Here is a 24818-nt window from a genome sequence, read left to right as displayed (position 1 = left end):
ATTTAAAAGGTTGTTTATGTTAGAAAATAGTGAATTTTATAAAAGATATAAAACTAAAAAATTATATGTTGGAAATGTCGCAGTTGGAGGCGATGCTAAGATTAGCGTTCAGTCTATGACATTTTCAAAAACACATAATGTAAAAGCTACACTTGAACAAATTAATAGACTTTATTTTGCGGGATGTGATATCGTAAGATGTGCTGTTTTAAGTGTTGAAGATGCAACTGCTTTACAAGAAATTAAAGAAAAAAGTCCGCTTCCAATCATTGCTGATATTCACTTTAACTACAAACACGCTTTAAGGGTTGCGCCATTTGTTGATGCTATAAGGATAAATCCGGGAAATATCGGAGGTAAGGAGCGCATAAAAGCAGTAGTCGATGCATGCAAACAAAGGAATTTGCCAATTAGAATAGGTGTAAATTCAGGAAGCCTAGAAGAAGAGTTTGAAAAAAAATATGGAAGAACAGTTGATGGTATGCTAGCATCTGCTGAATATAACTTTAAGTTATTGGAGGATTTTGATTTTAGAGATATTGCTATTTCTTTAAAGAGTAGCGATGTTTTTAATACAATGCAAGCTTATAGAAAACTTAGAAATAAGTGTGATTATCCGTTTCATTTAGGTGTTACAGAAGCAGGAACTACTTTTCATGCAACTATAAAAAGCGCTATTGCACTTGGAGGGCTTTTGCTTGAGGGAATTGGCGATACTTTAAGAGTTAGTATTACAGGAGAGCTTGAAGAAGAGATTAAGGTTGCAAAAGCCATACTTCAAGACTCAGGCGTTCAAAGAAGTGGAGTAAATATCATAAGTTGTCCAACTTGTGGCAGGCTTCAAAGTGATTTAGTTAAAGCTGTAAAAATAGTAGAGGAAAAAACAAAGCATATAAAAACACCTTTAAATATCTCAGTTATGGGATGTGTTGTAAATGCTATTGGTGAGGCAAAAGGTGCTGATGTGGCAATAGCTTTTGGTAAAGGGCAGGGCTTAGTTATGAGAAAAGGCGAAGTTGTGGCAAAACTAAAAGAAGATAAGTTAGTTGAGAGATTTTTAGAAGAAGTTGAAGACGAGGTAAAGAAACGTGGCGAATAAAAATATAGAAAATTTAATACCTTCAAATTTGTATGATTTGGATATGGAAAGAGCGATTTTAAGCTCTATTTTATACAGTGAAGATGGTCTTAGTGAAATTTATGGGATGATAAGTGAGGATGATTTTTATCAAAAACAACATGGTGATGTTTTTAGAGCTATTTTAGATTGCGTTAATAATGATGAGCCAATAGATAGTGCGTTTATTAAAAAAAGGCTTGAAAACAAATACAATGAGCAAATTTATAATGAAATTTTAGCAACAAATTCTATCATTGATATAGTAAAATATGCAAAGGAATTAAAAGAAAAAAGCATAAAAAGAACACTAGTTAAAATCGCTCATAAAATACCTCAAAAAGTAAATGAAGATAGCAACTCAAAAGATATGGTTGATGAGATAAGCTCTGAATTATATGCCTTAGTTGAAAATACAGGTGGTTCTGAAATAAAAGAATCTCCACAAATAGTTCATGAGCTTTTAGAAGAAATAAAAAAGCAAAAAGAAAATGAGGGTAAAGAAATCGTTGGGCTTGATACTGGCTTTAGGTATTTAAACGAATATACAAAAGGCTTTAAAGAAGGGGAGCTTATCATTATTGCTGCTCGCCCTGGTATGGGAAAAACAGCTTTTGCACTAAATGTTATACAGCATACTCTTGATATTAATGAAGGAGTTGTGTTTTTTTCACTTGAAATGCCAGCAAGCCACTTGATGATGAGAATGATAAGTGCAAAAACTTCAATACCTCTTTCAAATATCTTAACTGGAAAAATGGATGATGATGAACTTAGTCGTTTTGGTGATGCGTGTGACTATATGATGAGTAAAAAGCTTTTTGTTTACGATAACTCGTATGTAAATATCCACCAGATACGAACTCAACTTAGGAAGCTAAAATCAAAACATGAAGAAATTAGCCTTTGCGTGATTGACTATATCGGTTTGATGATGAGTAGTAGTAATTTTACTGAAAGGCACTTGCAAATTGCAGAAATTTCAAGAGGATTAAAGCTTCTTGCAAGAGAGCTTAGTATCCCAGTTATTGCACTTTCACAACTTAATAGAGGTTTAGAAAGTAGGGCAAATAAACGACCAATGTTAAGTGATTTAAGAGAAAGTGGAGCTATAGAGCAAGATGCGGATATTATTTTATTTGTTTATAGGGGTGATCACTACGCACAAATTGAAGAAGATGAAAGAAAAGAAAAATGGCTTAATGATGGCAAGGCTATTGAAAACTATGAGCCAAAATTTCAAAAAAATGCGAACGAGGAAAAAGCTGAGATAATAGTAGGAAAAAATAGAAATGGCGCTTTAGGAACTGTGGAAGTTATGTTTCAACAAAATTACACAAGATTTATTGACGCAAGTACAAATCCAATTAGTGAAACTGAGTTTAAAATATCTGAGTAATTTAAAATTTAAATAGTAAAATTTAGATAGTAAATTTTACTATTTTTTTAATGAATTTATTTATATTTAATTGTTCAATATAGTTGATAAAAAGTTATTACTGCTATAAATTTTTTTTAGATTTAAGTTTTTCATATATTTTATTTGGTTGCAATCAAAAGCTTTAAGGCACTACAAAATTTTAAAAACATATGAATTAAAAATAAATGTAGTTATTTAGCCATCAATTTTTAAATTTAGAATACAAAGAATAAAAAATTGTAAATGGTATAAGTTAAAAGATAAAATTTTCCGGTTTTAGACCGGAAAATTTAAAGTATATTAAAGAATTTCAAATGGATTTACAGCAACATTTTCTCTATCAACTATATAAGGGATAAGTGCTGCATGTCTTGCTCTTTTTATAGCTTTTTCAACCATTTCTTGATATCTTTTTGATGTTCCTGTTAGCCTTCTTGGCATAATTTTAAATCTTTCTGATAGACAATATTTTAAAAGTTGTGTATCTTTATAGTCTATAAACTCAATTTTTGCTTCTGTATATCTGCAATATTTTCTTGCATATTTTCTTTTTTCTGCCATATTTTTTCCTTTATTAATTATATTTTAAAACGGCAACTCATCGTCGCCATCCATCCCCATATCATCAATATCAACATCTGGTATATTTTCATAACTATCATCATTGAAGTTATTTTGATCTTGTTGAAAATTTTTGTTTTGAGGTGATTGTTGTTTTTGGTAAGGATTATTGTTTGGTTTGAAATTTTGCTGACGATTGCTTTGTCCGTAACCACCACTGTTTTGTTGATAGTTGTTTTGACCATATCCACTATTTTGTTGGTGAGTATTATCTTGATTTGGTGCTCCGCCAAGCATTTGCATATTTTCAACTGTTATGCTATGTTTGCTTCTGTTTTGGCCATTTTGATCTTGCCAAGTTTCAAACATAAGTCTTCCCTCGACTAAAACTTGACTACCTTTTCTAAGATATTGGTTTGCTATCTCAGCAAGTTTTCCCCAAAAAGTAATATCTATAAAGCAAACTTCTTCTTTTTTTTCGCCATTTGCTGTGTATTTTCTGTTTGTAGCTATGCCTGTTTTTCCCAAAGCAGAGCCTGTGTTTAAATATCTAAGCTCAATATCTCTTGTAAGTCTACCTACTAATATTACTTTATTAAACATAATCTATCCTTTTACTCTTGTACTTCTTCCTCTTCTTTTTGTGAGGCTTCTATATTTTCTTCAACTCTTGGTTTTCTTGGTTTTCTTGGAGCTCTTGCAGGTGAAAACTTAATACCTTTGCTTAATTTTTCCCATGCAGCAACTTCTTTTTTATTCTCATATTTAACAGTTAAAAATCTAATAACATCTTCATTGTATCTTAAATTTCTAACAAGTTCTTCGATTAGTGATGTTGGAGCTGTGAAGTATATAACAAAATAAACTCCTCTTTCGTATTTATCGATTGTATAGGCTAGTTTTCTAGCACCCATTTCGATAACAGAAGCAACTTCGCCACCATTTTTTGTAATGATTTCTTTTACAAAATCAACTCTTTCTTTTATCTCATCTTCTGTAAGCGTTGGCTTTAAGATGAATAAAACCTCGTAATGTTTCATAAATTCTCCTTATGGTTTTATAGCTTATAGACACTTTTAAAGGCTACAAGCAAGGATTGCACTAAGCAACTTATGATTTTACTAATTATTTGCTTAAAGTTTCATTATTTCTTGGATAATATCCTTTGAAATTCCAAAAGTCCAGATAAAAGAAGATAAGTTTTATTAATATTTGTCTTTGTTTTTAGGCTATATTCTGTTTTATTTATGGAAATAAACATCTCTTTAAATTTTTCAGTGCTAAATTGAAGTGCTAAAGTTTTTAGGTTGTTTTGAATTTGTATTGGTGGCAAATATCCCAAAACCTGCCTAAAATCAATTTTTCCATTTATTTTTATAAAAGTATGTATGCTAAAAATTCTAAAAATTGATGAATAAAAATAGCCTATAAGTTCACTCTCATTATAAGATCCACTTTGCGTGTAGGTAAAAAAATCATCTCTAAAATCTTTTAAGCTTATAATTTTTTCAAAAAGATCTTCAAAACTAACCTCACTTAGGCCAGAGACATTTTCTTTTACATTTTCTAAATTTAGCTCCAAATTTAAACTTTTAAATTTTTTAAGTTCAGCCACGCAAAGACTTAAATTTTCATTGTGTATTTTGTAAATTTCAAGTAACGCTAGGCTGTTTGGAAAAAGTTTTAAAATTTGAGAAATTTGAGTTAAAATTTGCAAAGCTTCGTTTTGTGAATTTGGTTTAAAAACTCTTAAAAAATTTGTTCCAAAAGCTTTTAAAAAGTCATTATTTAACCTATTGCCACATTCATAAATTTCATATAAAACATAGTTATTTTCATCTTTTTTACATTTTTCAATAATTTCTTTTATCTCTTTTGTTGATGTGGTTTTGTCATTTTTAATGTATATAATATTTTTATCACCAAACAGTGATGGCTCTAAAAAACTCATTGCCTCGTTAAAATTATACTCTTCAAAATACTGCTCTAAAACATTTTCACTATTCCATAAATTCAGTAGTTGTTTGGCACAAAATGCATTTAAAAACTCATCATTTCCTCTGATTAAAAAGAAATTTGGAGCTTTTTTTGAAGCTATTAAACTATCAAATTCTCTTTTATACATCTAGTTTTTTTACCACTCTTCCATAAATTTTAGCAGATATTATATCAGCATCGGTGATTTTAACAAGTACTTTTGTAAGAACATCGCAAGTATAATTTGTGATAAAAATCCTAGCTCCTTTTAGTTTATCATCAAGTCTTGCGGTTGTTATGTTTGTATTTTCATCAATATAACAAATAAAATTTTGCCCGATATTTTCTACTGCCCATCTAGCAAATTTACGATCTATAAAATCATACGCAACTTTATCGGCTTCTCTTTCAAGTTTATTTAAGCTAATGCAGGTTTCATCGATATTTAAAAGCAAATAGTTGATTAATTTTTCATCATTTTCTAAATCGGCTTTTAAAAGTCTGTGTAAGATAAGATCACTATAACGTCTAATTGGGCTTGTAAAATGGGTATAATCATCAAATCCAAGACCAAAATGTCCTTCAGGAAGTGGGGCGTATTCAGCTTTTTTTTGAGCTTTAATGATAAGTTTATCAACTTCTTCTCTTATTTTCATCTCATCAGCTATATTTTGTATATTTGAAACCATCTTTACTATATTTTTATCAAATTTTGCATCAATTCCAATGCTTGCTAAATCCATTAGTAAAAATTCTATTTTTTTATTATCTATTGCTGCGTGATTTCTAAAAATTCCTTTTTCTATTCTTTTGGCAGCAGCTTGATTTGCTAATAACATGCAATCTTCTATTAAATCATGGCTTGGAGTTGATGTTTCAAATCTAGTTGATTTTAAATTTCCATCTTCATCAAGTGTTATTCGAAGCTCTTTTGTGTGAAAATCAAACCCTTTTTTTAGCCTTATTTTTCTTAAATTTAAAGTTGTTTTATGTAAATTTAAAAGCATGTTTAAAATATCTTTATTTTCATATTTTTTTGTTTTTAAAATTTCATCAACTTCATCGTAGTTAAATCTTACTTTTGAGTTAATTATAGCTTTAAAAAGTTCTTCTTTTATGGCGCTAAAATTTTCGTCCAAAGTTATTTTAAAGCAAAATGCAAGACGATCTAAATTTGGTTTTAAAGAGCAGATATTTTCACTTAAATTTCTTGGCAACATTGGCACACTTTTATGTGGAAAATAGATAGAAAATCCTCTAAATTTAGCCTCTTTATCAATGGCTGAGTAGGGCGCTACATACTCGCTTACATCAGCTATTGCTACATATAAAGTTCTATTTTTACTATCAAAATAAACAGCATCATCAAAGTCTTTTGCATCAACTGGATCAATAGTGCAAAAATCTAGTTCTGTTAAATCAACTCTGTCTTTATACATAGACTTATCTACAGCATCACCATAGCTTTTAGCCTCATCTTCACAAGTGCTTGAAAAAGTATCGTTTTTATCATATAGGGCAAGTGAGATTTTTTCATCAACCCAAACATCATCTATACTTCCCAAAACTTCTACAATTTCATCAGTTTTATTATCTATTTTTAAAAGTGTTCCAAGACTTAGGCTTTTAAGTGATTTTTGTGTTGCTTTTAGCTTTGAAGTAAGCCCACTTTTTATATTTACACCTACAATTTCTTTGCCAACTTTTTTTGTGTAAACCACACTTGTTGCAAAGGCTGGCTCAATCATCATTAAAATTTTAGCTTTTTTTCTTGATTTTTTTGTTTTTAAAAGTTTTGCTAAAACTATATCTCCTTGCTTTGCACCTTGAATATCTTTATTTTCCACTAAAACATCACTGGTAAATTTTTTGTCAAATACACTAATATAGCCTGTTCCTTTTAGCGAAATATCTAGCTTTCCACAAATAAATCCATCATTTAAAAGGTAGTGATCTTTATATAAACTTACAGCATTTAACATCTTTAAATTTCTAATTAACTCTTTTTGTTTTGAGTTCAACTCATTTTTTGGAATTCCTTTTAAGAGTTGTTCTAAAAATAGTTTCAAAGTCACACCTTTTTATTAAAATTTTCATATTTTGGAACTTTTAAGTTCGTTTTTAGTATAATACCCTAATTTTTTTTAAAGGAATGTTATATGGCAATAAATGTTTATTATGACAAAGATTGTGATTTAAACCTAATCAGAAGCAAAAGAGTTGCTATGATAGGTTTTGGAAGTCAAGGTCACGCCCATGCAGAAAACCTAAGAGATAGTGGAGTTCAAGTTATAGTAGGTCTTAGAGAGGGTGGCGGAAGTTGGAAAAAAGCAGAAGCAAAAGGCTTTAAGGTTATGAGTGTTGCAGATGCTACAAAAGAAGCTGATTTCATAATGATTTTAACTCCTGATGAGCTTCAATCAGATATCTTTTACTCAGAAATCAGACCAAATTTAAACGAAGGCGATACAATTGCTTTTGGTCATGGTTTTAATATACATTTTGGTCAAATAGTTCCTCCAAAAGGTGTTGATTGCGTTATGATAGCACCAAAAGCTCCTGGTCATACCGTAAGAAGTGAGTTTATAAAAGGTGGCGGAATTCCTGATTTAATAGCTGTAGCCAAAGATGAAAGCGGTCATGCAAAAGATCTTGCATTAAGCTATGCAAGTGCAATAGGCGGGGGCAGAACTGCGATAATCGAAACAACATTTAAGGATGAAACAGAAACAGATTTATTTGGCGAACAAGCTGTTTTGTGTGGTGGTGTTACAGCTTTGATTCAAGCTGGTTTTGAGACATTGGTTGAGGCTGGATATGAGCCTGAAATGGCATACTTTGAATGTTTGCATGAGATGAAGCTTATAATTGATTTAATATATCAAGGCGGAATTGCCGATATGAGATATTCTATTTCAAATACAGCTGAATATGGTGATTATATAAGTGGTCCAAAGATCATAACAAATGAAACTAAAAAGGCTATGAAAGATATCTTAAAAAATATTCAAGATGGCTCTTTTGCAAAAGATTTTATCTTAGAAAGAAAAGCTGGATATACAAAGATGAATGCCCAAAGGCTTAATATGAAAAACTCTTTAATAGAAAAAACAGGTAAAGAGCTAAGAGATATGATGCCTTGGATATCTCAAAATAAGATTATTGATAAAGATAAAAACTAAAAAAATAGTTTAAAATTTGAAAAAAAATATCAATAAAAAAATAGGGCAAAGCATTAAAAAGCGTTTTGGAAGTAGTAAAAAATCTTCTAAAACGCAAAAAACTTCAAATCGCCCTTTCTTAGGACTTTTTATACTCTTAATAATGTGTTTTTGTGCTGGTTTTTTCACATATAAAGGTCTTGATTTTATTTTTAAAGATAGCGTTGATAAAAAAAGCGAACTTACCAATTTAGCAAACCTAGAAATTAAAGAAAGCAATAACGCAAAAAATTTAAATTTGCAAAAAAACAGATCTAATTTAGAAAATAAAAGTAAAAATTTAAAAGAAAAAAACAATTACAAAGAGGTAATTTCTGCATCTATTAACACAAATAAAGAAGATATATCTATAAACTCTAATATAAAATTAGATAATAATTTAACTGAAATTTCAAAAAATAGTTTAGATGAAAACTTTAAAAATATTAATTCAAGTGAAAAAAATAAGCAAAATACACAATATTTTACGCATAATTATACACAAATTGGAAAATTTAGAGATAAAATTCCAAAATTAGTTATTATAATTGATGATGTTGCATCATATAACCATATCAGTGAGATAAAAAAAATAAATTTAAAACTAACTCCATCTTTAATGCCAGCAAGTAGTGATTTTCCAAATACTCCAAAAATAGCTAAAAATTTGGATTTTTATATGATTCACTTGCCACTTGAAGCACTAAAATACAACTCAAATTCGATTAAAACTTTAAAAGTAAATGATAGTTTTGAAGAAATTTCAAAAGAAATTTATAAAATCAGACAAGATTTCCCAAATGCAAAATTTATAAATAACCACACAGGAAGCAAATTTACTTCCAACAAAAAGGCCGTTATAAAGCTATTAGATGTGCTTGATAAATACGGTTTTATTTTTGTTGATTCTAAAACTATATCTAACTCAAAAGTAGAAGAAGTGTTAAAATCAAAAAACCAAAAATATATTTTTAGAGATGTGTTTTTAGATAATACTCAAAATTTAAAAGATATTGAAAATGAGCTTAACAAAGCTGTCCAAATAGCTAAAAAAAGGGGTTTTGCAATAGCCATAGGTCATCCAAAAAAACAGACTTTAAAGGTTTTGAAAAACAGTGGTGATATTTTAAAAGGTGTTGAAGTTGTCTATTTAAAGGATATTTATGAAAGGTATTGATACAAAGGAGCTCTTCATTAGCTCATTAGACGAACTTAAATGCCTAAAAAAAGTAAAAAATCCACCTAATAAGCTTTTTTATAAAGGGGATTTATCACTTTTAAAAAAACGAAAAATCGCAATAGTTGGGTCTAGAAAAATGACAATTTACACTAAAAATTTAATTTTAAACCTCTCTTCTAGGCTTAAAAATATTGATTTTTGTGTAGTAAGTGGATGTGCCTTGGGATGTGATGCGGCCGCTCACAAAGGAGCTTTTCCAAATACAATAGCTATTTTTGGAAACGGTCTAAATCAAATTTATCCAAAAACAAATGAAGCTTTAATAAACCAAATTTATAACTCATCACTTGCATTAAGCGAGTATGAGCCAAATACACCGGCAAAAGGATATCAGTTTTTAGAAAGAAACCGCATAGTTGTAGGACTTTGTGAGGCTTTGATAGTTGCTCAAGCTGATTTAATAAGTGGATCACTTCAAAGTGCAAGACTTGCAAATGAGATGGGAATTCCTGTGTTTGTTTTTCCACACCGTATAAATGAAAGTAGAGGAACAAATGAACTTTTAGCAAAAAATAAAGCAAATTTAATAGATGATATTGATAAATTTGTTGCAAAATTTGGCGGTGAAATTTCAAAAAATAGCGATGATGAGCTTATAAATTTTGTAAAGTCAAACTCAAATTTTGATGAAATTTACGCTAAATTTGGCGATAAAATTTACGAATATGAGTTTGATGGAAAGATTGAAATTTTAGGCACAAAAGTGCTTGTAAAATAACAATTGTATTTAAAAAGGCTAAAAAATGATTGCTTGTATAGATGTCGGACTTAAAAGAATTGGCATTGCTCTTGGGTATAAAAATGGTGTTATAGTCCCCATAAATGCAGTTTTAAGACAAAATAGAAACCAAGCAGCAAAAGATGTAAAATATATACTTGATGAATGGAGTGTAAAAAAGCTCGTTGTTGGTATCCCGCTTGGTGGAAGTAGCGAAGATGAGATGAGAAGACGAATTAATCATTTTGTAAATTTGCTTGATTTTAATGGTGAAATTGTGTTTTTTGATGAGAGCTTTTCAAGCATTGAGGCAGGGGGGTTTGGCGTGGCAAATCATAAGAAAAAAGATGGCAAGCTTGATAGTCTTTCAGCAATGGTGATTTTACAAAGATATTTTGATAGTTTAAAATAATTAATAGTTATAATTTAATATAAATTTAAGTTGATATGGTTTTTAAGTTTGAGTGTTGTATAATTTTATACAACAAAGTAATTATATAAAGGATAGAAAATGTTTAAATTTAACAAAGCAATAGGTATTGTAAGTGATACAAACATAGAAAATATTACAAATGTTACAGGAAATAGAAGAAATATAAAAACAGATAATCATAGTAATTTAAATTTTTATATTGATGACAAAAATTATACTTTAAGCTTTATGAAGTCAAAAATAATAGACGATAAAGACAGAATAAAATTATTATATGTAAATTTACCTTTTGGAAGAAATGAAGTTTTAACTATAAGAAATTTAACTAAGAATAGAAATGATTTTAATTCGAGATTTTTAAAAATATTTTTTACAATAATATCTTTATGTATTCCAACATTTTTTTTAATTCTCATATTTTTTTTAATGTGTTCTAGTGAAGATATTAGCAAATTTTTTACTATTTTATTGTTTTTATCTATAGTTTCTTTGTTACTTATAATGTTTATTATGGCATATTCATTATTTTTTATGAAGAAAAATAAAAAATGGCTTTTAGAAGATGATTTTAAGGATAAGTAATGAAAAATATAGTTAGCTATAAAATAGACAATGAATTAGAAGAGCTTAAAAAAGAATTAGATAGCTATAGACCTTTGCCTAAGGAAACAGCTATTTCTTTAGAAAAACATTTAATGCTTCTATACAACCAAGAAAGCAATGCAATAGAGGGAAATTCTTTAACTTTGTCAGAAACTAAGGTTTTACTTGAAAGTGGCATAACTGCAAAAGGAAAGCCATTTAAAGACCACTTAGATATAATTAATCATCAAAAGGCAATAGAGTTTTTAAAAGATTTAATTAAAGAAAAAACACCATTATCAAAAAGAGATATTTTAGATTTTCATTACCTACTTTTAAAAGGAAGTGAGAATGAAAAATATGCAGGAATTTTTAGAAATGTCCCTGTTTTTATTACAGGCTCAACCCATAAAACAACTCCACCTTATTTGCTAGAAAAAGAAATGGAAGATTTATTAATTTGGCATAATGAAGCCTTAAAAGAAAATTTAAACCCTGTGATAAGAAGTGCAATCTTACATACAAAATTTGCAAGAATTCACCCCTTTATAGACGGAAATGGTAGAACAGCAAGACTGTTATTAAATACTGAATTATTAAAAGTTGGTTATCCTATGGCAATCATTAAAAAAGAGGATAGGGCTGATTATTACGAAGCTTTGGAAAATGTAGGAAACAACGAAGATTTTTCTGATATTGTGGCTTTTATACAAAAAGAAGTAAAAGAAACAGCAAAATTTATTTTAGATGTAGTAAATCAAACAAAACACAAAGAAGATGACAAAGAACAAACAACTAAAAACAGGTCAAATGATATAAGAAAGAATAGACAATGAAACAAGAAATTGCAAATAACATTTTAAAAACTTGCTATTGGGGAAATATCAATCTTACACCTGAGAGTTTATTAAAAGAAATAGACAATAAAGACTTTGCAAGAATGATTTTTAGTGCAATTTTTCAAAACTCTACCTCTTTGCTTATAGATTTGTCTATTATCAAAGATGAGTATATTGTGGAGTTTATAAAAGAAAAAGAAACTAAGTTAAAAAGCAGTAGCTTTAACCATAGATTTTTAAAAAGACGACTTGACTGCCTAATAAATTTATATATTGATAATTCACACGATATAAGGGCTAGAAATTGGAACTTTTAGATAAATATAAAGCTTTGTATAATGCTCAAGATAAAATACTTAACTTACTTGCTAAAAGTAGAATAGGTTTGTATTTAACAGGTGAAACTGCATTAAATAGATTTATTTTCAACGATTATAGATACTCAGATGATTTAGACCTTTTTACAGTAGAACAAAGTGTAAGTGCAAGAGCTGAAATCAATGACTTTGTCTCTTTTTTAAAAGAAAATGGAGTTAAATTTGATATTTTAATCGATAGTTTTGGTTTTAAAAGATTAATAACTGATGAAAATTTAAAAATAGACCTAGTTTATGACAGCACTAAGCATATTGGTAAATTTATAGAAGAAAATGGTTTTTTGATTGATAATATAGAAAATATTTTTATAAATAAATTAGACGCTAGTTATAGCAGAGATGAAATAAGAGATTATTTTGATTTATATTTGATTTTGAAAAATTTCGATATAAATTTGTATGAGGGATATAAAAATCTACAACTCAAAAGTGCAACTACATTAGAAGAAATTTGTGCCAATATGATGAGTTTTACGAAGCTTAATATTACAAAAATAAATATCCATAATTTACCAGTAAAATCAAATAAAATTTTAAATGATTTTAAGAAAAATTCACAAAGTTTTTTTAAAAATTATTTTTCACTTGAAAATATAAAATCAGAATACAACAATACAAATTCTTTAAAAGACAATTTAGAGGATATCAAAAATTTAAGCAGTGATTTTAATAAAATCTTTGAAGATGACAAAGAACAAACAACTAAAAATAAATCAAATAATATAAGAAAGAATAAACAATGAAAAAGATAGCCTTAAAAAAGAGAACTAAAATGTCTGAAAAAGAAAAAATTGAATATCTTTCTAAATATATTTGGTATGACAAAGAGTATTTAATAAAAAACAATCCCAATAAAATAATAGCTTATGCTATGAGATATGCTGATATCAATGACTATGCAGTAATTTTATCCTTAAAAGATAGATTAAAAGATGTTTTAAATAGTGCTGAAGCTGGGTGGTTTGATAAAAAAAACTGGGTATTTTGGCATACTTTTTTAAAGCTAGATATTAAGCCATTTCCTACAAGGAATATAAAATGATATATTATGAGATTCTTCCACAAGAACAAAAAGAAATATATAAAAATCTATCTTTTTTAAAAAATAAGGGATTTATTTTATTTGGTGGAACCGCTATTGCCTTACAGTTAGGACATAGACAGTCAATCGATTTTGATTTTTTTACTTCAAATAGGTTAGATGAAAAATTAAAAGATGAGATTTTAAAAAATTTAAAATCAGACACTATGTTACAAAATGAAGAAAATACTCTAGTATTTTTAAAAAACGAAGTAAAACTATCTTTTTTTGGAGATATAGATTTTGCAATCAAAGAAAATAGCTTAATTTTAGATGATGTATTGGAAGTTGCAAATTTAAAAAGCCTATTGGCTACAAAATTAAAAGCAACCTTTGATAGGGCTGAGTATAAGGACTATATAGATATAGTTGAAATCCTAAAAACAGGACAAATAACTATTGAAGAAGGAATAAATAAAATGTTTGATTTTTTTGGGACTGATTTTACAGCGTCGCAAGTTCTTAAAAATTTAACATATTTTGAAGATGGGAATCTGTATAGGCTTGAAACAAAAGACAGAGACATATTAATACAAAGTGTATTAAATTTCAAAAATAATATGTTTGAGACCGATAAAAAAGATAACAAAAACCTAAATATAAGAAAGAATAAACAATGAAAAAGATAACTTTATTAATGATTTTACCATTTTTTTTATTCGCACATTCGCCTAGTGTTTTAGAATATTTAGCAGGGGGGTTTGGCGTGGCAAATCATAAGAAAAAAGATGGCAAGCTTGATAGTCTTTCAGCAATGGTGATTTTACAAAGATATTTTGATAGTTTAAAATAATTAATAGTTATAATTTAATATAAATTTAAGTTGATATGGTTTTTAAGTTTGAGTGTTGTATAATTTTATACAACAAAGTAATTATATAAAGGATAGAAAATGTTTAAATTTAACAAAGCAATAGGTATTGTAAGTGATACAAACATAGAAAATATTACAAATGTTACAGGAAATAGAAAAAATATAAAAACAGATAATCATAGTAATTTAAATTTTTATATTGATGACAAAAATTATACTTTAAGCTTTATGAAGTCAAAAATAATAGACGATAAAGACAAAATAAAATTATTGTATGTAAATCTACCTTTTGAAAAAAATGAAGTTTTAACTATAAAAAATTTAACTAAGAGCAGAGATGATTTTTCAAGTAGATTAGCATTAATTTCAGCTTATGCTTTTTATATGTTTTTAGGTATGGCTATATTTTTTATATTTGCTTTTTTTATTTCTTTTGGTGATGGCATTTTTATAATAATTCCTATTTTATGTATATTGGTATTTCTTATATCTTTTATTATTTTAACTAAATCAATTATTTTTATGAAGAAAAATAAAAAATGGCTTTTAGAAGATGATTTTAAGGAAAATGGGCAATAAAAATTTAGGAGATAAAAAATGAAAAAAATAGTATTAATTAGTTGCTTTTTAGCATTTAGTTTATATGGTGCAAATTTGGATATAAAATCTAATTCAGAAGTTTTTAATAAAAATTTAGTAGAGATCAAAAATATAAAAGAAAGCATAAACTCTAGTAGTGGTAGAGAGGGAGCTGAACTCAATAAATATTTTCATTGGGAAATTTTGCCTAACGCTTTTAGTGATGTTATAAAAATAGATGATGATGAGGGCTTTAAATCAATGTTAAAAGTATTAAACGAGCTTAATATAGATATAAACAGCTTTTCAGAAGAAAACAGCATTTACAGCATTGCAAAAGAGATTATAGACAACAACTCAATAAATTGTATGAAAGCTCTAAAAATATCAAATTTTAACTTTAAAAACAAAGTTTTAGATAAAAATTACAATCAAGTAAGCTTGTTAGATTATGCTAGAAATAATGGAGCAAGTAAAGAGATGATTTCTTTACTTGAAAAATAGATTTTTAAAGTATCAACATCGCATCGCCATACGAGTAAAATCTATATTTCTCATCTACTGCAACTTTGTAAATTTCCATAGTCTTTTCATATCCTATAAACGCAGTTACAAGCATAATTAAAGTCGATTTAGGTAAGTGAAAATTTGTCAAAAGATAGTTTTGTCTAATTGGGCGATTTTTATAATTTAAAAACAGTTTACATTCTCCATTTAAAACATGGTTTCTAGCGTAGTCTTCTACAACTCTTGTTACTGTTGTTCCAACACCTAAAATAGGGCGATTGCTTTTTAAAATTTCAGCTGTATTGTTTGGAATATTAAAATATTCTGAATGCATAATATGTTTATTTATATCTTCAAACTCAACACCTTTAAAAGTTCCAGCTCCAACATGTAAAGTAAGATAGTAAATTTCGTGCTGTTTTCTTAAAATTTCTAACATTTCATCACTAAAATGAAGCGATGCAGTAGGGGCTGCAACAGCTCCTGAGTGTTTTGCAAAAACACTTTGATACCAAATTTCATCATCTTTGGTATCATCTCTTTTTATATATGGCGGAAGTGGGATATGACCAATTTTATTTAAAATTTCAAAAACTTCACTCAAATTTAAAATTTTATTACCACTATAAAACTCAACTATTCTACTTCCATCATCGAATATTTCAAGTACTTTTGCAATTAAATTTTCATTAAAATAAAGCTTATCAAAAGGCTTAACCTTGCCTTTTATATAAACACTAAATTTTCCATCACTTAAAGGACGATTAATTAAAAGCTCGATTTTTCCACCACTTTGTTTTGTGCCGTAAATTCTTGCTTTTATAACTTTTGTATCATTAAAGATGATGTCACATTGTGGTAAAATTTCAGGTAAATCACCAAATTTATGATGCGATATAGAGTTATTTTTCCTATCATATACTAAAAGCTTTGCTTCTTCTTTTGGCATTATCGGAGTTGTTGCTATCAGCTCATTTGGTAAATAATAATCATACGAATTTATATTATCAAGCTTATTCATTTTTTTTCATCTTCAAAAAGTGGTTTTTGTGGATTTACTGTTTTTGCTATAAAAATAGAAACACCATAAAGTAAAATTAAGGGCACTGCAAGCATAAACTGACTAAATATATCAGGTGGTGTCATAATTGCAGCAAAAATAAAAATTATAACTATTGCATATCTAAAAAATCCTGCTAAATCTTTATCTGTAATAAGCCCTATTAAAGCTAAGAAAAATGTAATAATTGGAAGTTCAAAACTAATTCCAAAAGCTAAAATAAGTTTTATAAAAAATCCTATATACTCACCAACTCTTGGAAGCGCGGTAAAGGTATCTCCACCAAAGTTTATTAAGAAATCAAACGCCGTAGGAAGTACTATAAAATAACAAAATGATGAGCCAATTAAAAACATAATAGTAGCACTTGCAACAAATGGAAGTATATATTTTTTTTCATTATCATAAAGACCTGGAGCTATAAAAAGCCAAAGTTGCCAAAAAATAACTGGCAAAGAGAGTAAAAACCCTGCAAAAAATGATACTTTCATAGCTGTAAAAAAAGCTTCTGCTGGATGAGTAAAGATAACATTGCTACTAGGAGGTAAAACTCCCTCAAGTGGAGCAAGTAAAAAATCAAGTATATTTTCCCAAAATAAAAAGCATACTACAAAGCCTACTACAACGCTCATAGCTGCTATAAATAGTCTTTTTCTAAGTTCAACTAAATGTGGGATTAAATCTTCAAACATTTTCATCCTTTTTTAAATCGCTATTTTTTTCTTCTATATTATTTTTTGTCAAATTTTCACTTTTATTATCATTTGAGTTTTCAGTTTTATTTTCAAATATATTTTCTGGCATTTTTTTAACTTCATCAATTTCATTTTTAATATCAGATAAGCTTGTTGTAACCCCTGTTTTTACTTTATTTATACCACTTTTAAGCTCTTCAAGTTCTTCAAAAGTAAGCTTTTTTTTGATATCATCTTTTGTTTTTGCGATACTTTCTTTATATTTTTTTGCATCTTCTTTAAGTTCTGCAATTCTTACTTCTTGGTCAAAACTTTGTTTTGCATCATTTATTGTTTTTCTTATAATTTTTAGATATTTGGCGATTTCAACCATTGCTTTTGGCAGTTTTTGCGGACCAAGTGCTAAAACAGCGATTATGGCAATGACTAAAATTTCAGGAAAACTTATTCCAAACATAATTTAGTCCTTTAAAAAAATAATTTGTTATTTTATCAGTTTTTCTTTAATTTAGTGTAAAACTATCATTTATAAAAAGGGCTATTTCATCAGCTAATAAATAATTTTTATTATAAAAAACTCCATTTTTTAAGAAAAGTTTATTTTCATCAACTAAAATTTGAGCTTTTTTAAGTTCAGTTTTGTTTAGCAAATTTTCATTTACCCCAACAATTGATCTAAATCCTAGAAATAGTCTTTCAAGTTTTAAATCATTATTGTTTAAACTCTCAACATCTCTAAAATTTGGATTTTTTATATATGATTTTGTATCTTTTAAGGCATAAAATCTTTTATTGTCTTTAAACCCAACACTATAAGCACCAAAACCTATATAATTTTTTCCTTGCCAATAAGCAAGATTATGTTTACAAACTCCACTTGGATTTACTTTTGCAAAATTTGAAATTTCATACTGATTAAAACCAATCTCTTCAAGTTTTTTAAATAAAAATTTTGCTAAGTTTACACTATCTTTTTGATAGCTTTTTTTATCTTCAAATTTAGTATTTTTTTCTAAAATAAGAGAATATGCGCTAATATGAGAAAGTTCTAGTTGTTTTAAATTTAAAATTTCATCTTCAAGTAGTTTTTTAGAATCAAATTTAGTTGCATAAATTAAATCTACATTTATATTCTTAAATCCAGCTAGTTTAGCGTTTTCAACAGCTTTTATAGTATCAAATTTCGTATGATTTCTTCCCAAAAAAATTAACTTCTTTTCATTAAAGCTTTGCGTTCCAAAGCTTATTCTATTTACCCCAATGTCTTTTAAATCTTTAAGCCATTTCAAATTTGCCGAGTTTGGATTTGCTTCAAATGTTATTTCACTATCATCATCCAAGAACTTCTCAAATAACTTAAAAATTTTGGCATAATAGCTTGATTTTATAACACTTGGTGTTCCACCACCTACAAAAATTGTTGAAATTTTACTTAAAGGTCTGTTTTTTATCTCAAAACTTAAAGCATTAAAATATTCATCTACTAGATTAAATTCTTTATCGCTTGAGCCAAAAGCACAATAAGGACACTTTTTAGCACAAAATGGAATATGTATATAAATGTGCAAAATTTACTCTTTTTTAAAATTTTTTTAAAAAAAATTATATAAAAATTTAGTAAATTTAGTAAATTTAACATAAATCTAAACAAACACTAGCTAAAATCTATAAAAAATTTTAGGATTGTAAATGGAAAAAAACTATAGACCTAATGTCGCAGCTATTATAATGTCATCTTTATATCCTTTTGAAATGAAATTTTTTCTAGCAAAAAGAGTTGATATAAAAGATGCTTGGCAGTTTCCACAAGGTGGAATTGACAAAGGTGAAACTCCTAAAATGGCACTTTTTAGAGAGTTAAAAGAAGAAATAGGAACTGATAAAGTGGAAATTATTGCAGAATATCCAAAATGGCTTAGTTATGATTTTCCAGAAGATGTTTTGGAAAAAATGAAACCATATAGCGGTCAAATTCAAAAATATTTCTTAGTAAGACTTAAAAAAAATGCTAAAATCAAACTAAATACCGAAATTCCCGAATTTAATGATTATAATTTTGTGAGTTTTGATGAAATTGATAAGAATGTAAGATCTTTTAAAAGAGAGTCTTATTTAAAGGTTTTAAACTATTTTAAAGATAAAGGTTATATATAATGCTAATAGTCCAAAAATATGGTGGTACAAGCGTTGGAACACTTGAAAGAATAAATTTGGTGGCTAAGAGAGTAGCCAAGAGAAAAGATGAGGGAAACGCAATTGTTGTTGTTGTTTCAGCAATGAGTGGTGTTACAAATAAATTAATTGATTATGCTGAGTTTTTTAGCAAAAATCCAAGCAGTAGAGAACTTGACATGCTTTTAAGTGCTGGAGAAAGAGTTACAAGTTCGCTTTTAGCTATTGCACTCCAAGAGCTAGGCTATAAAGCAGTAGCTTTTAGTGGAAGACAAGCAGGTTTAAAAACAGATAGTTTTCATACAAAAGCTAAAATTGAACTAATTGACCCAACCTCTATAAATGAAGCTTTAAATGATGATAAAATAGTTGTAATAGCTGGTTTTCAAGGAGTTGATAAAAACGGAGATGTAACAACTTTGGGTCGCGGGGGAAGTGATCTTTCAGCTGTTGCAATAGCTGGAGCTATAAAAGCTGATTTATGTGAAATTTATACTGATGTAGATGGTGTTTATACTACAGATCCAAGAATTGAGCCAAGGGCTAGAAAGCTAGATAAAATAACCTATGATGAGATGTTAGAGCTTGCAAGCTTAGGTGCTAAAGTTTTACAAAATAGATCAGTTGAGTTAGCAAAAAAATTAAATATAAATTTAGTTACAAGAAGTAGTTTTAATGAAAACGATGGAACACTTATAACAGGAGAGAAAAAGATGGAAGGCGCTATAATAAGCGGAATTGCACTTGATAGAAACCAAGCAAGAGTTACAATTAGAAATGTTGATGATAAACCTGGCGTTGCAGCAAAAATTTTTAAAATTCTTTCAACTCAAGAGATAAATGTTGATATGATAATCCAAAATATAGGAACTGATGGTGTTGCAAACATAGGTTTTACTGTGCCTGAAAACGAACTTAACCAAACATTAAAAGCTTTATCAAATTTAGATGATAGTTTTAGTGTAGAAAGTGATAGCAATATAGTAAAAGTTTCAATTGTTGGAATTGGCATGAAATCACATAGCGGAATTGCTGCTTTAGCTTTTGAGACTTTAGCAAAAAATGGCATAAATATACAGATGATCTCAACAAGTGAGATAAGAATTTCAATAATTGTTGAAGCAAAATATGGCGAACTTGCCGTTAGGATACTTCACGAAGCTTATGAGTTGTATAAATAATGCAAGATCTTTATAAGTGGAGCTTAACAAAAATTAGAAAAGACGCCTTGATGTCGGCGTGGATGGAGGATAGAAGAGAAGAGTGGTCTCCATTAACCGCATCAAGGATAAGATTTTTACTCGATGGAGTTGCTTTTTTAGTTTTTTGTGATGAGCAAAGAAGTTGGTTTGAAAGATATCTTTTAACAAATATTAATAAAAGTGATAATGAAAGACCAATTTTGCCGTTTTTCTCACTTCGTTCAATGTTTGCAAATTTAAATGAGATAAATACGAAAGAGGGCGTTGAACTACTTGATGATATGTTAAGCCTTGCTTTTCCAAAAGGTTATCTGTTTTTTTATATAGGTCGTGGTGGAACATCTTTTTCACAAATTGCAAAAAGCAATGAAAGTAGCTATATGTGGTTAATTGATGAGCATAGTGAAAATGCTTTTTATCTTGATGGCAAAGATGAAAATTTAGATATTAAGTTAATTCAACTTTTTAAACTTTTTAACTCAAGTATTAGTGCGGCTTTATTTGATGAGATAGTGCTTTGAATAAAATCATAATTTGTAGAGATTTTGAACTTATTAAATCAAATTTAATTAATAAATTTGGAAGAAATAATTTAAGAATATTTGAAAAAAGTGAAATTTTACTAGAAGATACAAATGCCGCAAAAGATGAAGCCTATATAGCTGAAAAAAATCAAAAAATTATAGTTTTAATAGGGCATAAATTTAGAGTTGAAGCACAAAATTCACTTCTTTTAATTTTAGAAAATACTCCTAAGAATATTGAGTTTATTTTAGTTAGTAATAGCAAAAATGTATTTTTACCAACTATTAGATCAAGGCTTATTATAGAAAATCATTTTATAAAACAAGTTTTGCCTAAAACAGGACTAAATTTTAAAAGCTTAAGCCTAAATGATATAAATAATTTTTTAAATAAACAAATAGAACTTGAAAAAGAGGGCACTCTTGATAAAATAGCCTTACAAAATTTATTTTGTGCTATTGTAAGGGAGTGTTTTGAAAGTGGAATAAAATTTAACGAAGAAGAGCTTAATCATATAAATAAACTTATGATTTTAATTAATTTAAATACTAAAACAAGAGCAGTTTTAACACCACTTTTACTTATGATAATGGATACTAGGAGATAGATTTTGAAGATATTTAAGATAGATAATAAAACAAATTTTAATAAAATTTGCAAATTTATTAAACCTGAAAAAACTGGCGAAAAACTTATGGAAAAAAAGGCAAGTTTAAGCTTTTTTTATATAAAAGATATTAAAGATCCAGCTGCAAATATATTAAAGCAAGATGCTTTAAGTATTGGCGCGGAGCTTGTTTGTCAAAGAAGTGCGATTTTAGGGCAAGGTGCTGGGAATGCACTTTTAATGGCTAATGATAAGCAACTTGCTAGTTTGGCTAAAAAAGAAGCTTTGCAAGATTTTGGTTTAAAAGATCTATCTAAATTTATAAAAAAAGATTTTATAAAACCGAAAAAACCTGAAATAATGGGTGTTGTAAATATAAATGAAGATAGTTTTAATAAAGCAAGTAGGGTAAATACAAAAACTGGAATACAAAGAATCGAAAAACAAATTAATGATGGTGCAAGCTATATTGATTTAGGGGGAGTTTCTAGTAGGCCAGGAAGTAAATATTGTGGAAGAGATGAAGAATTTAGAAGAATAAAAGATATTATTAATGAAATTTACAGACTGAATTTATATGAAAAAGCAAAATTTAGCCTTGATAGTTTTGATGAATACTGCCTTGAATATGCACTAAATCACGGTTTTACTTTTATAAATGATATAAGTGCGGATTTAAGTCTTTGTAAATTGGCAAAAAAATACAACGTAACTTATTCTTTAATGCATATGAAGGGTGATCCTACAAATATGCAAAAAGATCCTAAATATGATGATTTGATAGATGAAATTGATGAATTTTTTAAAGTTAAATTAGATGAAATTTATAGTTATGGTGTTAAAGATATTGTGCTTGATCCAGGTATTGGTTTTGGCAAAAGCGCAAGTGATAATCTTTTTTTAATCAAACATTTAGAGCATTTTTTACATTTTAATTTGCCACTTTTTGTAGGGGCAAGTAGAAAAAGTGTAATAAATTATTATTCTAAAAGCGAAGTTGATGAGCGACTTGCAGGAAGTTTATATCTGCACCTAAAGGCTTATGAAAATGGTGCAACCATAATAAGAACACATGATGTTTTTGAACATTCTCAAATGTTTAAATTACATGAAGCGATGAATAAAATATCTATTTGGTAAAAAATTATTTTTTGGTGATAACATGACAAGAGATGAGTATATAAAAGCAATTGATTTGCTTAATTTATGGGCTAGGGCATACTATACAGAAGATGCCCCTTTGGCAAGTGATGAAGAGTATGATAGTCTTTATAATAAAGTTTTAGAGTATGAATCACAAAACAAAAATGAAATTTTAGAGTATTCTCCAACACAAAAAATAGGCGGAGCTATAAGTGATGGGTTTGAAAAACTAGCTCACATTAATCAAATGTGGTCTATGGAGGATATTTTTAACGATGATGAGCTAATATCTTGGCTAAAAAGAGGTGAAAAAGCTGGATTTGAGTTTTATTGTGAGCCAAAATTTGATGGAGCAAGTCTAAATTTACTCTATGAAAATGGCATTTTAAAAAGTGCTGCAACAAGAGGTGATGGGATAATTGGCGAAGATGTAACACAAAATGCAAAAGTTATAAAAAGTATTCCATTAAAGATTGATTATACAGGAAAAATAGAGATAAGAGGTGAAGTTGTAATATCAAAAAGTGATTTTGACGAGTTAAATTTAGAGCGTTCAAAAAATGGTGAACTTCCATTGGCAAATCCTAGAAATGCAGCAGCTGGAAGCCTAAGACAACTTGATAGCAGTATCGTTGCTAAAAGAAAACTTAAATTTATTCCTTGGGATGCAGGCTATAATGAACTAGGTTTTAAAACTCATTTTGAGATTATGAGTTTTATAAGAAATCTTGGTTTTTTACAAGATAGTTTTATAAGAGTTTGTAAAACTAAAAATGAAATTGCTAAAGCTTATGATGATTTAGTCGCAAAAAGAGATGATAAAGAGATCTTAATGGATGGAATGGTCATAAGAATAAATCTGCTTTCAAAATGCCAAGAGCTTGGATATACTGTTAAATTTCCAAGATTTATGGTGGCTTATAAATTTAAAGCAGTTGAAAAAGTAACAAGACTAAAAGATATTGCTTTGCAAGTTGGAAGAAGTGGGGTGGTAACTCCAGTTGGAGTTTTGGAGCCAGTTGAAATAGATGGCGCTGTTGTAAAAAACGCAACTCTTCATAACTTTGATGAGATAAAACGCCTAGGACTTATGAAAAATGATTTTGTAAATATCATAAGAAGTGGCGATGTAATACCAAAAATAACAAGTGTTTATAAAGATAGGCGAGATGGAAGCCAGATAGAAATTTCACGCCCTACAACTTGTCCAGTTTGTGGCTCACATTTACTTGATGAGGGTGTGTTTGTAAAGTGTCAAAATCTTGATTGTAAAGCAAGAGTTATAAACTCACTTATTTATTTTGCTTCCAAAAAGTGCATGAATATAGACGGACTTGGTGAAGCTATCGTAAAAACACTTTTTGAAGAGGGAAAAATAGCAAAAATTCCAGATATTTATAATCTAAAAAAAGAAGATTTAGAAAATTTAGAAGGCTTTAAAGATAAAAAAATTGCAAATTTACTAAATGCCATTAATAGCTCTAAAAATTCTCCACTTTATCGTTTTATGACTTCTTTGGGGATTGAACATATAGGCGAAGTTGCAGCAAAAAAACTGGATGAAAGTTTTGGATTAAAGTGGATTGATGCTAAAAAAGATGATTTTTTAAATCTTGATGGCTTTGGGGAAGCAATGGCTGAGAGTTTGGTTGAGTTTATAGAAACAAATATGGAAAAAATTATAAATTTAACCAATATCATAAACCCTAAACCATCAGTTTTTGAAACTAAAAATAGTGTATTTAGTAATAAAACTGTTGTTATAACTGGAACTTTAAGTAAAAGCAGGGATTATTTTAAAGATTTACTTTTAGAAAATGGTGCAAAAGTTACAAACTCAGTTTCTAAAAAAACTGATTTTTTGCTTTGCGGAAATGAAGCTGGAAGCAAATTAGAAAACGCATTAAAACTTGGTGTTAAAGTTATAGATGAGAGTGAGTTTTTAAAGCTTTTAGAAAGTGAGTTTTAA

At 28.3% G+C, this 24818-nt stretch carries 30 protein-coding genes; 21 read left to right on the top strand and 9 right to left on the bottom strand.

Going from position 1 to position 24818, the window contains the following annotated elements; genetic code table 11:
• Positions 1-16 precede the first annotated feature (16 nt).
• Together ispG and HMPREF9309_RS06105 are read left to right on the top strand one after the other, a co-directional pair.
• Positions 17-1099: a flavodoxin-dependent (E)-4-hydroxy-3-methylbut-2-enyl-diphosphate synthase gene (gene ispG / locus HMPREF9309_RS06110; RefSeq protein WP_016647050.1), complete on the top strand. Its 1083-nt coding sequence runs from the start codon at positions 17-19 to the stop codon at positions 1097-1099.
• A 16-nt stretch (positions 1100-1115) separates the two neighbouring features.
• Positions 1116-2516, top strand: a complete 1401-nt coding sequence (locus tag HMPREF9309_RS06105) for a replicative DNA helicase (RefSeq protein WP_414526229.1) — start codon at positions 1116-1118, stop codon at positions 2514-2516.
• A gap of 321 nt (positions 2517-2837) precedes the next feature.
• On the opposite strand, the gene rpsR is transcribed toward HMPREF9309_RS06105, so the two are convergent.
• The 5 genes from rpsR to HMPREF9309_RS06080 all read right to left on the bottom strand — a co-directional run bounded on the left by rpsR (position 2838) and on the right by HMPREF9309_RS06080 (position 7144).
• Positions 2838-3098 carry a 30S ribosomal protein S18 gene (gene rpsR / locus HMPREF9309_RS06100; protein WP_016647048.1) on the bottom strand — a complete coding sequence of 87 codons (261 nt, stop codon included), beginning with the start codon at positions 3096-3098 and terminating at the stop codon, positions 2838-2840.
• Positions 3099-3122: 24 nt separating this feature from the next.
• Positions 3123-3701 (bottom strand): single-stranded DNA-binding protein, encoded by a 579-nt coding sequence (locus tag HMPREF9309_RS06095; RefSeq protein WP_016647047.1) that lies wholly within the window; start codon positions 3699-3701, stop codon positions 3123-3125.
• A gap of 11 nt (positions 3702-3712) precedes the next feature.
• Entirely contained in the window at positions 3713-4138 is a 426-nt protein-coding gene (rpsF, locus tag HMPREF9309_RS06090; protein ID WP_016647046.1) for a 30S ribosomal protein S6, read from the bottom strand.
• 104 nt (positions 4139-4242) lie between these two features.
• On the bottom strand, positions 4243-5223 hold the full coding sequence (locus HMPREF9309_RS06085; RefSeq protein ID WP_016647045.1) for a hypothetical protein: 981 nt from the start codon (positions 5221-5223) through the stop codon (positions 4243-4245).
• Entirely contained in the window at positions 5216-7144 is a 1929-nt protein-coding gene (locus HMPREF9309_RS06080) for an RNB domain-containing ribonuclease (RefSeq protein ID WP_016647044.1), read from the bottom strand. The genes HMPREF9309_RS06085 and HMPREF9309_RS06080 overlap by 8 nt, the downstream gene beginning before the upstream one ends.
• 90 nt (positions 7145-7234) lie before the next feature.
• Here HMPREF9309_RS06080 and ilvC point away from each other — a divergent pair, with 90 nt between their 5' ends.
• The 13 genes from ilvC (at position 7235) to HMPREF9309_RS06020 (ending at position 15442) form a co-directional block, all read left to right on the top strand.
• Complete coding sequence (gene ilvC / locus HMPREF9309_RS06075) at positions 7235-8257, top strand: ketol-acid reductoisomerase (protein WP_016647043.1); 1023 nt, start codon at positions 7235-7237, stop codon at positions 8255-8257.
• A 16-nt stretch (positions 8258-8273) separates the two neighbouring features.
• A complete protein-coding gene (locus HMPREF9309_RS06070; protein WP_016647042.1) occupies positions 8274-9452 on the top strand; it encodes a divergent polysaccharide deacetylase family protein in 1179 nt (392 codons plus the stop codon).
• Positions 9439-10233, top strand: a complete 795-nt coding sequence (locus HMPREF9309_RS06065; RefSeq protein WP_016647041.1) for a DNA-processing protein DprA — start codon at positions 9439-9441, stop codon at positions 10231-10233. The genes HMPREF9309_RS06070 and HMPREF9309_RS06065 overlap by 14 nt, the downstream gene beginning before the upstream one ends.
• Positions 10234-10258: 25 nt before the next feature.
• Positions 10259-10645 carry a Holliday junction resolvase RuvX gene (gene ruvX, locus HMPREF9309_RS06060; RefSeq protein ID WP_016647040.1) on the top strand — a complete coding sequence of 129 codons (387 nt, stop codon included), beginning with the start codon at positions 10259-10261 and terminating at the stop codon, positions 10643-10645.
• Between the two features lie 99 nt (positions 10646-10744).
• Positions 10745-11248: a hypothetical protein gene (locus HMPREF9309_RS06055; protein WP_016647039.1), complete on the top strand. Its 504-nt coding sequence runs from the start codon at positions 10745-10747 to the stop codon at positions 11246-11248.
• Positions 11248-12084: a Fic family protein gene (locus HMPREF9309_RS06050; RefSeq protein WP_016647038.1), complete on the top strand. Its 837-nt coding sequence runs from the start codon at positions 11248-11250 to the stop codon at positions 12082-12084. Before HMPREF9309_RS06055 ends, HMPREF9309_RS06050 begins: the two co-directional genes overlap by 1 nt.
• Complete coding sequence (locus HMPREF9309_RS06045) at positions 12081-12404, top strand: hypothetical protein (RefSeq protein ID WP_016647037.1); 324 nt, start codon at positions 12081-12083, stop codon at positions 12402-12404. Before HMPREF9309_RS06050 ends, HMPREF9309_RS06045 begins: the two co-directional genes overlap by 4 nt.
• The gene (locus HMPREF9309_RS06040; RefSeq protein WP_016647036.1) at positions 12392-13207 is read left to right on the top strand and encodes a nucleotidyl transferase AbiEii/AbiGii toxin family protein; all 816 of its coding nucleotides are present in this window, start codon (positions 12392-12394) and stop codon (positions 13205-13207) included. The genes HMPREF9309_RS06045 and HMPREF9309_RS06040 overlap by 13 nt, the downstream gene beginning before the upstream one ends.
• A complete protein-coding gene (locus tag HMPREF9309_RS06035; RefSeq protein ID WP_034907898.1) occupies positions 13204-13506 on the top strand; it encodes a hypothetical protein in 303 nt (100 codons plus the stop codon). Before HMPREF9309_RS06040 ends, HMPREF9309_RS06035 begins: the two co-directional genes overlap by 4 nt.
• On the top strand, positions 13503-14165 hold the full coding sequence (locus HMPREF9309_RS06030) for a nucleotidyl transferase AbiEii/AbiGii toxin family protein (protein WP_016647034.1): 663 nt from the start codon (positions 13503-13505) through the stop codon (positions 14163-14165). Before HMPREF9309_RS06035 ends, HMPREF9309_RS06030 begins: the two co-directional genes overlap by 4 nt.
• Complete coding sequence (locus tag HMPREF9309_RS09160; protein WP_016647033.1) at positions 14162-14338, top strand: hypothetical protein; 177 nt, start codon at positions 14162-14164, stop codon at positions 14336-14338. The genes HMPREF9309_RS06030 and HMPREF9309_RS09160 overlap by 4 nt, the downstream gene beginning before the upstream one ends.
• Before the next feature lie 99 nt (positions 14339-14437).
• Positions 14438-14938 carry a hypothetical protein gene (locus HMPREF9309_RS06025; protein WP_016647032.1) on the top strand — a complete coding sequence of 167 codons (501 nt, stop codon included), beginning with the start codon at positions 14438-14440 and terminating at the stop codon, positions 14936-14938.
• 18 nt (positions 14939-14956) lie between these two features.
• The gene (locus HMPREF9309_RS06020) at positions 14957-15442 is read left to right on the top strand and encodes a hypothetical protein (RefSeq protein ID WP_016647031.1); all 486 of its coding nucleotides are present in this window, start codon (positions 14957-14959) and stop codon (positions 15440-15442) included.
• A gap of 4 nt (positions 15443-15446) precedes the next feature.
• On the opposite strand, the gene queA is transcribed toward HMPREF9309_RS06020, so the two are convergent.
• The 4 genes from queA to hemW are packed head-to-tail and all read right to left on the bottom strand — an operon-like array spanning position 15447 to position 18768.
• Positions 15447-16466, bottom strand: coding sequence for a tRNA preQ1(34) S-adenosylmethionine ribosyltransferase-isomerase QueA (gene queA, locus HMPREF9309_RS06015; protein WP_016647030.1), 1020 nt, complete (start codon positions 16464-16466; stop codon positions 15447-15449).
• Entirely contained in the window at positions 16463-17197 is a 735-nt protein-coding gene (gene tatC / locus HMPREF9309_RS06010; protein ID WP_016647029.1) for a twin-arginine translocase subunit TatC, read from the bottom strand. The genes queA and tatC overlap by 4 nt, the downstream gene beginning before the upstream one ends.
• The gene (gene tatB, locus HMPREF9309_RS06005; protein ID WP_016647028.1) at positions 17190-17657 is read right to left on the bottom strand and encodes a Sec-independent protein translocase protein TatB; all 468 of its coding nucleotides are present in this window, start codon (positions 17655-17657) and stop codon (positions 17190-17192) included. Before tatB ends, tatC begins: the two co-directional genes overlap by 8 nt.
• Positions 17658-17703: 46 nt before the next feature.
• Positions 17704-18768 carry a radical SAM family heme chaperone HemW gene (gene hemW / locus HMPREF9309_RS06000; protein ID WP_016647027.1) on the bottom strand — a complete coding sequence of 355 codons (1065 nt, stop codon included), beginning with the start codon at positions 18766-18768 and terminating at the stop codon, positions 17704-17706.
• Positions 18769-18889: 121 nt separating this feature from the next.
• Here hemW and HMPREF9309_RS05995 point away from each other — a divergent pair, with 121 nt between their 5' ends.
• Genes HMPREF9309_RS05995 through ligA form a run of 6 tightly spaced genes read left to right on the top strand, consistent with a single transcriptional unit; the run spans position 18890 to position 24818 of the window.
• Positions 18890-19354, top strand: a complete 465-nt coding sequence (locus HMPREF9309_RS05995) for an RNA pyrophosphohydrolase (protein WP_016647026.1) — start codon at positions 18890-18892, stop codon at positions 19352-19354.
• On the top strand, positions 19354-20553 hold the full coding sequence (locus HMPREF9309_RS05990) for an aspartate kinase (RefSeq protein WP_016647025.1): 1200 nt from the start codon (positions 19354-19356) through the stop codon (positions 20551-20553). Before HMPREF9309_RS05995 ends, HMPREF9309_RS05990 begins: the two co-directional genes overlap by 1 nt.
• Positions 20553-21095: a HobA family DNA replication regulator gene (locus HMPREF9309_RS05985; RefSeq protein ID WP_016647024.1), complete on the top strand. Its 543-nt coding sequence runs from the start codon at positions 20553-20555 to the stop codon at positions 21093-21095. The genes HMPREF9309_RS05990 and HMPREF9309_RS05985 overlap by 1 nt, the downstream gene beginning before the upstream one ends.
• Complete coding sequence (locus HMPREF9309_RS05980) at positions 21092-21706, top strand: DNA polymerase III subunit delta' (protein WP_016647023.1); 615 nt, start codon at positions 21092-21094, stop codon at positions 21704-21706. Before HMPREF9309_RS05985 ends, HMPREF9309_RS05980 begins: the two co-directional genes overlap by 4 nt.
• A 3-nt stretch (positions 21707-21709) precedes the next feature.
• The gene (gene folP / locus HMPREF9309_RS05975) at positions 21710-22846 is read left to right on the top strand and encodes a dihydropteroate synthase (RefSeq protein ID WP_016647022.1); all 1137 of its coding nucleotides are present in this window, start codon (positions 21710-21712) and stop codon (positions 22844-22846) included.
• Between the two features lie 22 nt (positions 22847-22868).
• Positions 22869-24818 (top strand): NAD-dependent DNA ligase LigA, encoded by a 1950-nt coding sequence (gene ligA / locus HMPREF9309_RS05970; protein WP_016647021.1) that lies wholly within the window; start codon positions 22869-22871, stop codon positions 24816-24818.

The sequence above is a fragment of the Campylobacter ureolyticus ACS-301-V-Sch3b genome, from assembly GCF_000413435.1.
GTDB classification, from domain to species: Bacteria; Campylobacterota; Campylobacteria; order Campylobacterales; family Campylobacteraceae; genus Campylobacter_B; species Campylobacter_B ureolyticus_A.
This window is presented reverse-complemented; position numbering and strand designations above follow the sequence as displayed.